This window comes from Cytophaga sp. (genome assembly GCF_051961495.1).
In the GTDB taxonomy this organism is placed as follows: Bacteria; Bacteroidota; Bacteroidia; order Cytophagales; family Cytophagaceae; genus Cytophaga.
Genome location: NZ_JBQCDF010000324.1, coordinates 1 through 13,686, shown reverse-complemented (window position 1 = coordinate 13,686; position 13,686 = coordinate 1). Strand labels below are relative to the sequence as shown.

14 protein-coding genes are annotated in these 13,686 nt (G+C 42.5%); 4 read left to right on the top strand and 10 right to left on the bottom strand.

Annotated features, from left to right (window positions below):
* Positions 1-363: 363 nt before the first annotated feature.
* A complete protein-coding gene (locus ACTHJT_RS17860; RefSeq protein WP_440240745.1) occupies positions 364-1,257 on the bottom strand; it encodes a class I SAM-dependent methyltransferase in 894 nt (297 codons plus the stop codon).
* A 169-nt stretch (positions 1,258-1,426) separates the two neighbouring features.
* Between ACTHJT_RS17860 and ACTHJT_RS17855 the strand changes: the two genes are divergently transcribed.
* Positions 1,427-1,876 (top strand): hypothetical protein, encoded by a 450-nt coding sequence (locus ACTHJT_RS17855; RefSeq protein ID WP_440240743.1) that lies wholly within the window; start codon positions 1,427-1,429, stop codon positions 1,874-1,876.
* Positions 1,877-2,050: 174 nt separating this feature from the next.
* Here the strand turns inward: ACTHJT_RS17855 and lysS are convergent, their stop codons facing one another.
* From lysS to ACTHJT_RS17835, 4 genes are all read right to left on the bottom strand, one after another.
* A complete protein-coding gene (gene lysS, locus ACTHJT_RS17850; RefSeq protein WP_440240747.1) occupies positions 2,051-3,778 on the bottom strand; it encodes a lysine--tRNA ligase in 1,728 nt (575 codons plus the stop codon).
* 193 nt (positions 3,779-3,971) lie between these two features.
* Entirely contained in the window at positions 3,972-4,307 is a 336-nt protein-coding gene (locus tag ACTHJT_RS17845; protein WP_440240741.1) for a nuclear transport factor 2 family protein, read from the bottom strand.
* Between the two features lie 181 nt (positions 4,308-4,488).
* Positions 4,489-5,058 (bottom strand): NADPH-dependent FMN reductase, encoded by a 570-nt coding sequence (locus ACTHJT_RS17840; protein WP_440240739.1) that lies wholly within the window; start codon positions 5,056-5,058, stop codon positions 4,489-4,491.
* A gap of 218 nt (positions 5,059-5,276) precedes the next feature.
* Positions 5,277-7,322: a TonB-dependent receptor gene (locus tag ACTHJT_RS17835; protein ID WP_440240737.1), complete on the bottom strand. Its 2,046-nt coding sequence runs from the start codon at positions 7,320-7,322 to the stop codon at positions 5,277-5,279.
* Positions 7,323-7,465: 143 nt separating this feature from the next.
* Here ACTHJT_RS17835 and ACTHJT_RS17830 point away from each other — a divergent pair, with 143 nt between their 5' ends.
* Entirely contained in the window at positions 7,466-8,728 is a 1,263-nt protein-coding gene (locus ACTHJT_RS17830) for a PQQ-dependent sugar dehydrogenase (protein ID WP_440240735.1), read from the top strand.
* Between the two features lie 3 nt (positions 8,729-8,731).
* Entirely contained in the window at positions 8,732-9,154 is a 423-nt protein-coding gene (locus tag ACTHJT_RS17825; RefSeq protein WP_440240733.1) for a c-type cytochrome, read from the top strand.
* A 15-nt stretch (positions 9,155-9,169) separates the two neighbouring features.
* On the opposite strand, the gene ACTHJT_RS17820 is transcribed toward ACTHJT_RS17825, so the two are convergent.
* On the bottom strand, positions 9,170-9,904 hold the full coding sequence (locus ACTHJT_RS17820) for a phosphodiester glycosidase family protein (protein ID WP_440240731.1): 735 nt from the start codon (positions 9,902-9,904) through the stop codon (positions 9,170-9,172).
* A gap of 146 nt (positions 9,905-10,050) precedes the next feature.
* Positions 10,051-10,569, bottom strand: coding sequence for an SRPBCC family protein (locus ACTHJT_RS17815; RefSeq protein WP_440240729.1), 519 nt, complete (start codon positions 10,567-10,569; stop codon positions 10,051-10,053).
* Between the two features lie 212 nt (positions 10,570-10,781).
* On the opposite strand from ACTHJT_RS17815, the gene ACTHJT_RS17810 reads away from it, so the two are divergent.
* Positions 10,782-11,663, top strand: a complete 882-nt coding sequence (locus ACTHJT_RS17810) for a class I SAM-dependent methyltransferase (RefSeq protein ID WP_440240727.1) — start codon at positions 10,782-10,784, stop codon at positions 11,661-11,663.
* 98 nt (positions 11,664-11,761) lie between these two features.
* Here the strand turns inward: ACTHJT_RS17810 and ACTHJT_RS17805 are convergent, their stop codons facing one another.
* The 3 genes from ACTHJT_RS17805 to ACTHJT_RS17795 form a co-directional block, all read right to left on the bottom strand.
* On the bottom strand, positions 11,762-11,971 hold the full coding sequence (locus ACTHJT_RS17805) for a hypothetical protein (RefSeq protein ID WP_440240725.1): 210 nt from the start codon (positions 11,969-11,971) through the stop codon (positions 11,762-11,764).
* A 103-nt stretch (positions 11,972-12,074) separates the two neighbouring features.
* Entirely contained in the window at positions 12,075-13,436 is a 1,362-nt protein-coding gene (locus ACTHJT_RS17800) for an MATE family efflux transporter (protein WP_440240723.1), read from the bottom strand.
* A 13-nt stretch (positions 13,437-13,449) separates the two neighbouring features.
* On the bottom strand, positions 13,450-13,686 hold a 237-nt coding region (locus ACTHJT_RS17795; protein ID WP_440240721.1), incomplete at its 5' end, for a hypothetical protein.

Sequence of the window (13,686 nt, the reverse complement as noted above, 5' to 3'; positions counted from 1 at the left end):
ACCAATTTCACTAACATTACTTTGCACAGACAGAAACACCAACAAAAGCCGAGGTTTTTATGTGCGACCCCGCTGGGGTCGTAGAAATGAGAAGCACTTTTATTATAAACCTTTGACCCCGCTGGGGTCATGACTAACACTTTTTCATGCGAATTATAAATGAGATTGTTTGAATGACATCTTAAAAAATGTTTGTATCGACTCTTTACTGGTGAGAAATGACCCCAGCGGGGTCACAGCTTTATAGGACATGATATAAAATCTCAACTCGACCCCAGCGGGGTCGCACAAAACAACAGCAGAGACACAAAGCAAAAATAAGGTTAAAGACAGGCACAAGCGAATGCTTGCGCCAGCAACTGTCTACTGCTTACTATCTACTGAACTAAACCTGCCGTAAATACTCAGCGGTAGCTTTTTCTTAAACGAGTCTTCTACCACCAGCTCTCCGATCTCCAGGTTCTTCACATCTCCGTAGACGCGGTGAATCAAGGTCTCTACGATTACCGCTGAAAAACCGATCGCATATAAATTCAGGATATAAAAATGTTCTTTCGGATCCAGCAGCTCTGCGCACAATTTCAGAATTTCATTCAGGTGCTCTTCAATGATCCACTTCTCGCCGTCGGGTCCGCGGCCGTATGCGGGAGGATCGAGGATAATACCATTGTATTTATTGCCGCGTTTCACTTCACGTTTTACAAACTTCAACGCATCTTCCACTACCCAACGGATGTCTGTAAGTTCGCTGGCATCCATGTTTTCACGCGCCCAGCTGATCACCTGCTTCACGGAATCCACGTGCACCACTTCCGCACCTGCCGCCTTTGCTGCGATTGACGCGCCGCCGGTATACGCAAACAGATTGAGCACTTTCGGTTTCTCGGTTTTCATCGCCGAAACCTTTTCAAAAATATAATTCCAGTTTGGCGCCTGCTCCGGAAACAAGCCTACATGCTTGAAAGAAGAAAGCCCCAAACGAAATTTCAAATTCAGATTATTGAATTTATACTTTACAAACCACTGCTCCTTCATACTGCTTTTCAGGCTCCAAACACCTTTTTCAGGATTGGCTTTATCACGCACAAACTCAGCCTGGGCGCGGTTTTTCCATTCCTGTTCAGACAACTCAGGATCCCAAACAGCCTGTGGTTCAGGGCGGGACAGAACAAAAGCGCCAAAACGCTCCAGCTTTTTATAGTTCCCTGAATCAATCATTTCATAATCTGAAAAATGGTCTGGTGTTAATATTTTCATCTGGATTAATTTCTTAAAGTGCCTTTTAATGTTAACTTGTGATAACAAATACAGCTATCTCTTTTAACCATTGTTAACATTCTTAATTCGTTTCCGTATAGCTATTTAACTGGCTTCAAAATTACTATAATATTTTCTGTTTAAACAGGTAAATTCATTTCTTTTGAATATGAGTAAACAACAGCATCCGTATATAGAGAAATTATTACGTTTCAGGATTATTATGCTGATCGGGTTTCTGTTCCTGCTCTTCCTGTTTATCGGTATCTTTTTCTCTATTGATACGGGTCATAATTATACAGATAAAAATAAAGAAAATTTCTACCAGACCTGGAAGGTCCTGCGCTATTACCAGAATGGTAAGCTTGTAGTGAATGATGGAAAATTTCAGAACCTGAGAATTAAAATCAACCACGACAGCACAGCCGAATGGATACGCCCGAATAGCACACAGAAGTTTCAAACGTGGATCAATGAAGACGCGAGCGAGATCGTAAAAGTGGATCCGGAAAGTAATATCCCTGAAGTTGATTACGTATATGAGATCAGGCCTAACCGCCTGCGCTTCGGAAAAAGAAATGTGATGACACACTATGAGTACGTGCTGGTACCGGAGTAGAATGAAATTCCAAATAACAAAAAACACAAATTCCAAACAGAGAAAACATGACTATGGAATATTGAAAATATAAAGAGGTTGTATCTTGTTAAGAATACAACCTCTTTATTTTAATCCGTTTGGAATTTGTTCGCCGCGGCGAATTTGTTATTTGGAATTTGCTAAGCCTTCGTCTTAGGCAAGCCACCCCTTCACCTCATCAGCTGTAGGGTTTGAGATTTCAAGCTTCATTTTTTTACGCAGTCCGCACAGGTCGTTGAATAATTTATTCGGATTCGCTTTCTTCAATTGATCTACCGTAGAAATACCTAATTTCTCAATCAACGGAATCAGCTCTTCACGGATCTCAACACCTTCAAAACCTCCTGAAGACGCTCCCTGTGTACCCACTTCCGGACGCATTTGCGGGAAGAACAGGACATCCTGGATGGATGCAGAGTTCGTCATAACCATCGCCAGACGGTCAATACCAATACCAAGGCCTGCTGTAGGTGGCATACCATATTCAAGTGCACGAAGGAAATCTTCGTCAAGCACCATGCTTTCGCTGTCCCCTCTTTTTCCTAGTTCCAGTTGCTCTTCAAAACGCTGACGTTGGTCGATCGGATCGTTCAGTTCAGAGAATGAATTACAGATTTCTTTACCGTTACAGATCGCTTCAAAGCGTTCCACCAGACCTGGTTTGTCTCTGTGCTTCTTCGCCAGCGGAGACATCTCCACCGGATAATCCGTAATGAATGTCGGCTGGATCAATAAAGGCTCGCACTTCGCGCCGAAGATCTCATCGATCAGCTTACCTGAACCCATGGAATCATCTACTTCAATGTTCAATGATTTACAGGTAGCGCGCAACTGCACTTCACCCATTTTACTGATATCAATACCTGTATAATGTTCGATCGCTTCAAACATCGTGAAACGTTTCCACGGACGCTGGAAGCTGATCACATGTTGTCCTACCTGCACTTCTGTTGTTCCGTGCAATGCGATCGCAACTTTCTCAACCATCTCTTCCACCAGGTTCATCATCCAGTAGTAATCTTTGTATGCTACATACAACTCTACCTGCGTAAACTCCGGGTTATGGAAACGCGACATCCCTTCGTTGCGGAAATCTTTGGAGAATTCGTACACACCATCAAAACCGCCTACGATCAGACGTTTCAGGTAAAGCTCATTTGCAATACGCAGATACAACGGCATGTCCAGGGTATTGTGGTGTGTCTTGAACGGACGTGCGGCAGCACCGCCGTACAAAGGCTGCAGGATCGGTGTCTCCACTTCCAGGTAACCTTTGTTGTTCAGGTAATCACGCATGGTATTTACCAGGCGCGTACGTTTGATGAATGCATCACGCACATGCGGATTCACGATCAGATCGACATAGCGCATGCGGTAACGCTGCTCCGGATCGGTGAACGCATCAAATATTTTTTTCTCGCCGTTCTCGTCTACTGCTTCTTTAGGCATTGGCAGCGGACGCAGCGCTTTTGTTAAAATCTTAAAGGAAGTAACATGAATGGTGATCTCACCTGTCTGTGTCGTGAACACATAACCATGAATACCGATGATATCGCCGATACCTACCAGCTTCTTGAATACAGTGTTGTATTGAGTTTTATCTTCATCCGGACAAAGGTCATCTCTTCTGAAGTATGCCTGAATCCTTCCGCTTGAATCCTGGATTTCAACGAACGAAGCATTACCCATGATGCGGCGGCTCATCACACGGCCGGCAATGGAAATGTCTTTATAATCCGTCTTTGTCTTTTCGTAATTCTGATGAATATCTTTTGTTGAAACATTTACAGGGAAAAGTTCAGCCGGGTATGGTTCTATACCCATTTTCATTAACTCTTCGCGTTCCTGGCGGCGCACCAGTTCTTGTTCACTCAATTGCATGTCTTTCGTATGATTATAGAACCTCAAAATTAAGCATTTTATAGGTAATAATGAACTCTGGAAGGCGGTCACGAAATGAATTAAAAATGAGGCAGTTGGGCAATTATAAACACATTCATCCGGATTACCTGTCTAAGCAACGGCAGCATTCAGGATAATTCCTTCCGATTAAAAAAACAGCAGCAGCACAATTTTACAAGAGCGGCCGGGGATCAAAGAACACACGTAACGAACTCAGCTTACTATTTTCAAGATGATATAACCCGGATGCGGTTATGGTTTTACCCCCCATATCAATCGCATAAATAACGCATACATCATTGCCTTCTTCAAAGGTTTGTTCAACCGTATATTTTAATTTCATTTTTTCCATATCAGTCATATACACATCTGCACCTGCACGTACGCCCATGGGGCCGGCAAAAGTAAATGTGTCATTGAGCCATTGTTTCGCTGTTTTGAAATCTTCTGCATTCAATGCATGAATGAATTCAAGTACGATGTCTCTGGTTGTGATCTGTGTTTTCATAGTTTCATGTTTTGTATTAAGGTTGAAATGTAAGCTTACCAGCTGTTCGCGATTTGCAATCGCGAACCCAGATAACAGAAATTTGTAATTTCTATTGACTGATAAACCGGGTTAGTAAATCTTTTTTTCTACCTTCTTCACTATGGTCTGTGACACACAGACCATGGTGAACAAACGTGCCTTAACTTTCTGCATGCGCATATTTATTCTTCTTGATCCAGATATCAAATGCTTTCCAAAACTCCGCAATATGTTTTTTAGTTTCTTCATCAGATACTTCACCACCTTCTCCTAATACCTCTGCCGCGCCGCTGAGATAAAATTCCGGCTGCTGCATGGGAGCAAGATTTACATACATCATTACCTGGCGCAGATGATTTACGGCTCCGAAACCACCAAGACTATAAGGCGAACAACCAATAACCGCGGCGGGTTTTCCATCCCATAAATTATTACCCTGCGGCCGGGAGCCCCAGTCGATGGCGTTTTTAACTACCGGTGAATAAGATCGATTGTATTCAGGTGTGGCGAATAGCACCGCATCGGCCTTACGTATGGCTTCATGTAAATCCTTTACAGATTGCGGCAGGTCCGCTTCCAGATCCTGATTGATAAATGGAAGATCTGATATATCAATCATGTTCAGTGCTATCGAAGCCGGTGCATATTTCTGAAATGCTTTTACCAGTTTTGTTGTATACGATTCTTTTCGCAAACTTCCTGAAAATGCGATTACATTAAATAACTTCATAATTTCTGCTGCTTAATAAATACAGCCTTAAATTATAGAGACCTGCATTTTTTTTGTTACATCATTCAGATGATTCGTTGCAGAATTTATAGCTGACGATTTAAAAATTCAATCCATTATATCAACCCTTGCTGAGGAGTATGTTTTACCCCTTGAATATCTATACAATACATTGTCTCCTCCAAAATATTATATTAAGATTCATCCAGGAAAAATTTTTAAAACATAAAAGTCATTCCGGCATAATAATTCCGTAGAGGAGCTGCATTGTAATAGCGCCCCCCAAAAGCATTCAGGTCGTCTCCCAGGCTGTATTGCCGGTTCAGCAGATTGTCTGCTCCGGCAAATATACCCAGCAGCATATTTTTAAAAGTCATATCTATTCCCAGTTTTGATTGCAGCAGATGATACGCATCCGCATAAGCTGTATTCGCATCATTCAAAGGAATTTTACCGGTGTAATTGTATTGCATATACCAGTAGACACCTTTCGCAAAACGCATGAACAAACTGCTTACAACAACTGTGCGCGGCACACCGGTTAAACGGTTGCCGGAATAATTTGCCTGCCCCATGCTGTAATCTGTGAACGAAAATACATACCAGGTTATACTATTTTTACATTCAACTGCCCGCACCAGACCATGACTCCTGCGTAGAAGCAACTGGTAGGTCAACTGCGTTTCAAGTCCGGGCTGGCTGGTACCGCCGGCATTCACGAAATACTGGTTGTTGTTTATATCTGTACGGCTAACGATTGCCTGCTGCAGCGCATAATAAAATACGGCTGCATCGGCCCGCAGACGCTTGTTCTCAAAACGCAATCCTGTTTCGTAATTCCAGCCATACTCCGGTTGTAAATCTGTATGCACAATATTGTCGTTTGGCCGCACCTCTGCAATGGTTGGCGGAGAATAACCTTTGCTTACTGAAGCACGCCATAAAAGCTGCTCACGCAGTTTATACGAAACAGCAATACGCGGCATCAACTGATATGCAAATGACTGGTCGGTCCAGCCTTGCTGCAGCTGCGGAGAACGATACCTGTATTTATATTGGTTCAGACTCAGTCCTGCTTCGACCATAATACGGCTGAAAATTGTTGCGGAAAATTGTGTAAACATGAAATACTGCCGCGCATGTAAATCCGTATCAGCAAGCAATGTATCTTTTGTTCCCGCATCGTTCCTGTAATTCGAAATAGCGGATGTTGTTTTCTGCCATTCTACTCCCGCGTTCCAGTTCCATAAAAACCTGTGATTGGTGTTAACCGAAGCTTCCAGATAGGTACGTGTGCCATAAGTAGATTCCTTCCGGATTTCATAATTGGTGATTGCGGGATTTTCCAGATCAGTCTTTGTCGTAAAAACAGTGATCACATGGCGGAAATATTTCCCTAAACGTGCTTCATGTCCAATACCTCCGTATAAGGTACGATTTGCAATTCGCGCCTGCTGCTGTTCAGCACCGGGCATCGCTCCGCTCGCAGGCCGTGCAGCTGCCGGATTTGACAGATACTCTTGCAATGTTAATCCGCCGGGTGTCAGGTAATTCAGATCTGAATAAAAGGCCAGCGCTTTAATGCGTTTGTTTTTATGATAATCAGCATAATACGAAGCCTGGTAAAACTGGCGTTTCAGGGCACTCTGCGCTCTATAGCCATCTGAGCGCTGGTATGCCTGGTTGATAGTCAAATATTGTTTCTTCCATTTCTGCTGCAGATGAATGTTTTGATGAAACAATCCATAAGAACCGCCGGTAGCTGACACTTTCAACTGGCTGGTATCATTCTGTTCATACGAACGCAAGCGTGCCACTCCGCCCGTATTGGCACCATACAAACTTCCGTAAGGACCTTTCCAGATTTCCATGCTGCTGATCGCAGCGGCATCCAAAGAGTTTAAGTAAGTATTACCTCCGGCATCTGTCAAAAGAAAATCATCGAAGTACACTTTCACATTTCTTACGCCAAACGGGCTGCGTAACAAACTACCACGGATTGATAAGCGGTAGCTGCCAGGCGAACGCTCTTCCATGCGTACACCTGGCAGTGTATTCAATCCCGGAAGCAATGTAAAAGATGGCTGATGTTCTGTTGGCTTTATTGAATCGACTGATGCCGGTGATTGTTTTAAACTGAAGCTATGAAATACAATAAGACTGTCTTCATGAAAAAGGGTTGTATCAATCTGCGCAAGTGCTATTGATCTGCAATACAAAAACAGAATTGAAAAAAATAGAATACGGATGATCGGCTTCTGCATATCTCAAAAATAAGAAATCTTATCGTATGAAATTCAAGGATAAAACAATTATTATCCAATACAGAATAGTAAGACTGACATGTTTAGGTTTTATTTTCAGGAAATTAGTATCTTCAATAGTTCAAACACTACACATAAATCGTATGCGTATACCATACCTGCTCAAATTATTCGTCTTAACCCTTTTCATAAGTCTTCAAAGTCAGGCGCAAACACTAATACCTGATGCTAAAAAAAGTATTGTTGTTCAGAAGGGTTTCAACGTAGTAACTGTTGTTCCTTCACTTGGGCGCGCCCGTCATATTGCTGTAGATAAGCAGGGCACCATTTATGTTCGAATGAATGAGCTGAATATTGAGGGCAAAGGGATCGTATTGGTAAAGGATACAACCGGAGATGGCAAAGCAGATGTAATAAAATCTTATGGTGATTTCACCGGTACAGGAATAGCCCTTTATAAAAACTATGTATATGCATCTTCCGATTCTGTTGTATTCAGATACACACTTACTGCCAATGGAATTGATGAAAAGAAATCAGATACCATTGTGAATGGCCTGCCCTTCAATCCGCAGCACGGTTCAAAAAACATTGTAATTGATGAAAACGGAAAGCTGTATGTGAATATCGGCGCACCTTCCAATGCTTGTCAGGAAGCTGACCGTACGAAAGGATCAAAAGGTATGGATCCTTGTCCGCTGCTGGAAAATTACGGCGGGATCTGGCAGTTTGATGCAGACAAATTAAATCAAAAACAATCTGATGGTATACGCTACGCCTCCGGTCTGCGCAATTGTGTAGCGATGGACTGGGACGTGACAAGCAAACACTTATATGCCTTGCCCCATGGACGCGACCAATTGAATACGTTATATCCAGAATTTTATACCAATGAGCAAAATGCTGAACTCCCTTCGGAAGAACTATTTCTTATCACCAAAGGTGGCGATTACGGCTGGCCTTACTGCTATTTCGATCATCTGCAAAACAAAAAATTATTATCCCCTGAATATGGCGGCAATGGACAAATAACCGGCAGATGCGATACCACACAAAAGCCGATCATGGCGTTCCCCGGACACTGGGCTCCGAATGATTTACTTTTCTACCATGGCAACATGTTTCCTGAAAGATATAAGAATGGCGTTTTCATTGCTTTCCATGGCTCATGGAACCGCGCGCCGCTAAAGCAAGGCGGCTACTTTGTTGCCTTTGTACCAATGAAAGATGGTAAGCCAACAGGCACCTGGGAGGTTTTTGCAGAAGGGTTTGCAGGCGGCAAAGAAATAGCAAGTCCGAACGACGCTAAACACAGACCAATGGGTTTGGCTGAAGGTCCGGATGGCTCACTTTACATTTCAGATTCTGTTGCGGGAACTATCTACCGGATATATCATTCAAAATAAATTATGAAAAAAATAATTGCGCTGCTTATCCTTTGTCCGGTGTGTGTCATCTGCCTGCAAAGTCTGAATGCGGAAACCGTTACTTTGAAAAAGGATGCTGGCACGCATCCGGGCAAAGTGATCTACGACACTTATTGCTTAACCTGCCACCAGGCCGATGGCTACGGTGTACCAGGCCTCAATCCTCCTCTTGTAAAAACAGAATGGGTATTGGGTGATAAAACACGATTGATCAACGTGCTGTTGAAAGGTCTGAACACACCATTAACTATAAACGGACAAACATACCGGAATCCCATGCCTTCGCATGCATTCTTAACAGACCAGGAAATTGCTCATGTTTTAACTTACGTGCGATCAAACTTTGGCAACAAGGCTCCTGCCGTAACCGTTGCTGACGTGCAACTTGTGAGAAGTGCTAAATAAAAATCGCGAAACGGATCACTGCTTCTTCATTTTTTCTGTCACGCCAATCATTGCACCAAAATTGCCGTCTGTTTGAATCCAGCGTTTTTCAGGCAGATATGTGCGTGATACAAAGCCATCGAGATATAAGGCATTTGTACAACCCGATTTTTGAAAATAAGCGGCAAAATCATAAAAATTTATTTCCCTGGTTGACATCGCAAAAAGCGCTTTGCCATTGGGCAGGATACCTACACCATTCCTGAAGTTCAGGTTGGTAGAGCCTTTTACAAATGCCGGATGAATCTGCCCGTCAATCAGCAGCATTGGCCCCGACTGTGTTGCAAATGCAACATTGCCGGTATTTGTGAAGTTTTCTGTTTTACAAACAAGCGCCTTGCGATCTGTTGTAATGTAAAAGATTCCATTCGGTTTTAAGTAAAAATTTCCGTGACCGGCAGCATTATTAACAGGCACAAGTGTTTTTGAATGCTGAATAAAAAGTCCCAGTGGTGTATTGTCTTCTTTATACATGCCTGCATTCATAGCAAAAATAAGTGCAGAGTCCTTGCTTTCAACAAACGTTTTCAGGTTCTGAATACTTTTTAAAATGTTGCCCTGGTCATTTTTCCAATACAACTTTAAATCCTGCTTAGCAGGATCAACGGTGTAAGATATAAACTCCTGCTCCTGGTTTTTATGCATGGTGAATGCTGCCAGAGATCCTGTCAGAAGAATGATTGCTGCGAGAAGAAAGTGTATTCGTTTCATCAGGTTATTCTTTATAAAAAGCCTAACATATTTAACGTAATAAAAACGAAGCGGTTTTTGACTTATTGTTACATGAATTCCTGAAAACACAAAGAGAAGGCTTATTATTGTTAATAAGCCTTCTCTTGATACATTTCTTACATCAATCAATACGATACTTTTTTCTGCTGCAAAGTAGGAAGTAATTCATCCAATGAATTCATGGTCATAGTAATGCCTTCTTTAAAGCCCATTTTAATCGTATCTTCTAATTGCCGGGTATCAGGATACGAAATATGAAACTCAACAAGTGTACGCTCCTCTTGTCCGGTAAACGTTACATCCCACTTCGATTGAGGCATATCTTTGTTGATGTTTCCTTCTGAATCCGTAAAACCATCATCTCCGGCAAACCGCTTCGGTGGCTGCACTTCAGTATAGCTGGTACGCGACCAATGTTCTTCACCATTCGGACCGACCATGGCATACAGCCAATGGCCGCCGGTTTTCAAATCCATCGACTTTGTTTTAGCCTGCCAGGGTTTAGGCGCCCACCATTGGTCAAGGATTTCTCTTTTTGTAAATGCATCCCAAACCAATTGCTGGTCGGCAGCGAATTCTCGTTTAATAATAATGACATTATTTTTCTTATCTACAGAAAAATCATAGCTCAGGTTATTTTTCATAATACATACGTTTAAGTGTGTCAAACAATATTTAAAAAAATGTATCAGAATCTGTTACATAATCCAATCGTTCTTTTTAATAATTATAAGATCGAACTACAATTATTTTTCATATGTCAAAAAATGGTGGTCTCCAATTCAATCTTGATAAGTATCGTTTCATAACGGCAATGTTTTTTCTTATATTATATATACACCAATTTTTACCCCCTATGAAAACGATATATGATTTTATTCAGCCTTCGGCTCCTTATACAACAGAGAAGGGCTACCTGGAATTTCAGTTTGAAGAAAGCGATGCCATTAAATCCAATGCATATTACTTCAATCATCCGGAATGGGCCAAAGAATATCTGGATTATTGCCATAGAGATATTTGCTTCAAAGACCGCTGGCAACAAGCCTCAGGCACATGGACAGATAAAATTGTAGTGGATATTGGCTGCGGCCCGGGTAATATTCACGCTACGTTACAGGGAAATCCTGAAATACTGATTGGGGTGGATGTTGCGCCGACTTCACTTAAGCTGGCAGCTGAACAAGGTTATATTCCTGTATTGGCAGATGCGCATAAACTCCCTTTCATATCCGGGTTTGCAGATATGGTAGTCTTAAATGCCGCATTACATCACTGTGAAAATATGAAATCTGTCTTAAAGGAAGCTGCACGATTGGTTAAACCTGGCGGAATTCTGATAACAGATCATGATCCTCAATACAGCGCATGGAACTATAAAGGTCTGGCAAAACTATTATGGAACCTGAGATTGTATATTTATAAATGGATTGGACATAGTTTTCATAAAGAACAGGCGCAACAGGAATGGGCTCTCAAAAGTGAGATCCATCATAAACCCGGAGATGGTGTAACAACGGATTTATTTTTTGATGTGTTATATGCCTGCGGATTTGATGTTGCTGTATTTCCACATAACCATACAGAAGGCAAATCTATCTTTAAAGGGAAAATGGGAAAAGCTTCGCTGCAGTACATTGTTGGCAACATCCTTTCGGGCCGGAATCCATTGGCTGCCGAAAGTGCGTTAACATTGATGTGTGTGGCGAGGAAAAAGATGCGGCTTTCGCCGAATTAAAAATAGCTGTCCCATATAAAAAAGCACAGGCGCTACCCTGTCATGAATATATGAAGAGGCAAAAAGAATAGCCTGTTGATCCTTTATATAAAAATGAATTATTTAATTTCTTTTCCCTGGCATTCTCTTAATTGCTGTATTTTTTGCTGTAGTAAAACAGCCTGGTTCTGAGCTTCCTTATAAGATTTTTGTGCCAACTCCATCTGCTTATCTCCTTCCACCATTTTCAGCATGGCAAATACAGAAAGGAAAACAATCACTAAAAACTGAATAACAATAATGAAAATAACAATGGTTTTCTTTTTCATATTTATAACACCTTTAAGGTACAGATATATTCATTTTTAATATCGAAACTATACCCGTTTGGTTCGCCGCGGCGAATTGTTTTTTGTTATTTGGAATTTAGCCTTACGCGTTAGGCATTAAGCCTTCTTCCTCTTCAAAAACCACCTGCTTCGACTTCCGTAAAAAACGTACCAGCAATACGATCGAAGCAAATACAAGTCCAACGGTTAAACCCACCCAGATGCCATACACTTCCCAGCCTGCAACAAATGCCAGGAACCAACCCAAGGGCAGGCCCAGCACCCAGTATGCTGTAAACGCCACAGTGGATGGAATTACCACATCGCCCATGCCGCGCAGCGAACCCATGCTCACTACCTGCACCCCATCGGATAACTGGAAGAATGCAACCATCCATAACAGCAGACCAGCGATATGGATCACTTCTGCATCGCTGGTATAAAACGATGGCAATACCTTATGCAGCAAAGCAAACATCAAGGCCGTTGTACTCATGAATGCAACAGCAAGAACCACTGCCGTCCGGCCCGCAAGCTGAAGTTCTGTCTTTTCTCTCCGGCCGTATTCAAACCCTACGCGCACCGTTGCTGCAGCTGCTACACCGGTAGCAATCATGTATGTAACCGAGGCCAGGTTCAATGCGATCTGGTGCGCGGAAAGCTGAGCCGTACCAAAGGTGCCTACAAAAATAGCGGCCAGACTGAAGGCACTTGCTTCAAACGACATCTGTAACCCTACGGGATAACTTTTCTTAAAAACCTCAGCAAGATGTACCCACTCTACTTTTATTTGCTTGTAAAGGCTGCGGTAATGCGCATAGTCTTTCGTAAAGAGAAAATAGAAGAGCATGGTTACCGCCATGAACAAGCGCGCTATAAGCGTTGCATAGGCAATGCCGTTCAGTCCCAATTCAGGCAGACCGTACCAGCCATACACCAGCAATACAATCAGTATAATGTTTACCAGGTTTCCCAGAATGCTGACAACCATGGCCTGTCTGGTATTGCCTAAACCTTCAATGAATTGTTTGAAGACCTGGAATACGATCACCGGCACCAGTGACAACGCAATAATAGCGAAGAACTCAATGGCCGGTTTTACAATATGCGCCGGCTGATTTAAATAAGGAATTACATAAATACAGGCGCAGAGGAATGCTGTTAAGAATAATCCGATGACAATATTCAACACCAATGCATGCTTCAGAATACGCGTGATCTTAACATCATCGTTTTCGCCATGCGCCTGGGAAATCAGTGGTGTAAAGCCATAGCTGAAACCGATGTACAGCATGAACAACGGATAAAAGACACTCAATGCAACGGTTGCAGCAGCAAGTGCATCTTTATCGATCTGTCCGGCCATCAGCGTATCAACAACGCCCACAGAGATATGCCCCAGCTGGCTCAATGCCACCGGACCAGCCAATACCAATGTTTCCTGGATGTGTTTTTTATTCAGCACGAACGTACAATCCTTAATCTTTTAACAAGTCGTTCATGAACAGCAGGGAAAGTGAGATTCCTGCAAAGGCAACAGAAAGCAAGACATATTCAACCCCGGAAAGGTCTACGGTAACAGACATTACCTGGATAGCGATCAGCGTTCCGGTAAAGATCAGCGAGAAAGAATTCAACATGCCGCTGCCGCTTTTCTTTTTTCCTTCAGCATAAAATGCCCAGATCAGATACAGGGAGGTAAGTGAATACAATAC

Bases quoted from the DNA above. Each gene is read 5' to 3' on its own strand.
- ACTHJT_RS17860 (WP_440240745.1), bottom strand. From the start codon at position 1,257: ATGAAAATATTAACACCAGACCATTTTTCAGATTATGAAATGATTGAT.
- ACTHJT_RS17855 (WP_440240743.1), top strand. From the start codon at position 1,427: ATGAGTAAACAACAGCATCCGTATATAGAGAAATTATTACGTTTCAGG.
- lysS (WP_440240747.1), bottom strand. From the start codon at position 3,778: ATGCAATTGAGTGAACAAGAACTGGTGCGCCGCCAGGAACGCGAAGAG.
- ACTHJT_RS17845 (WP_440240741.1), bottom strand. From the start codon at position 4,307: ATGAAAACACAGATCACAACCAGAGACATCGTACTTGAATTCATTCAT.
- ACTHJT_RS17840 (WP_440240739.1), bottom strand. From the start codon at position 5,058: ATGAAGTTATTTAATGTAATCGCATTTTCAGGAAGTTTGCGAAAAGAA.
- ACTHJT_RS17835 (WP_440240737.1), bottom strand. From the start codon at position 7,322: ATGCAGAAGCCGATCATCCGTATTCTATTTTTTTCAATTCTGTTTTTG.
- ACTHJT_RS17830 (WP_440240735.1), top strand. From the start codon at position 7,466: ATGCGTATACCATACCTGCTCAAATTATTCGTCTTAACCCTTTTCATA.
- ACTHJT_RS17825 (WP_440240733.1), top strand. From the start codon at position 8,732: ATGAAAAAAATAATTGCGCTGCTTATCCTTTGTCCGGTGTGTGTCATC.
- ACTHJT_RS17820 (WP_440240731.1), bottom strand. From the start codon at position 9,904: ATGAAACGAATACACTTTCTTCTCGCAGCAATCATTCTTCTGACAGGA.
- ACTHJT_RS17815 (WP_440240729.1), bottom strand. From the start codon at position 10,569: ATGAAAAATAACCTGAGCTATGATTTTTCTGTAGATAAGAAAAATAAT.
- ACTHJT_RS17810 (WP_440240727.1), top strand. From the start codon at position 10,782: ATGAAAACGATATATGATTTTATTCAGCCTTCGGCTCCTTATACAACA.
- ACTHJT_RS17805 (WP_440240725.1), bottom strand. From the start codon at position 11,971: ATGAAAAAGAAAACCATTGTTATTTTCATTATTGTTATTCAGTTTTTA.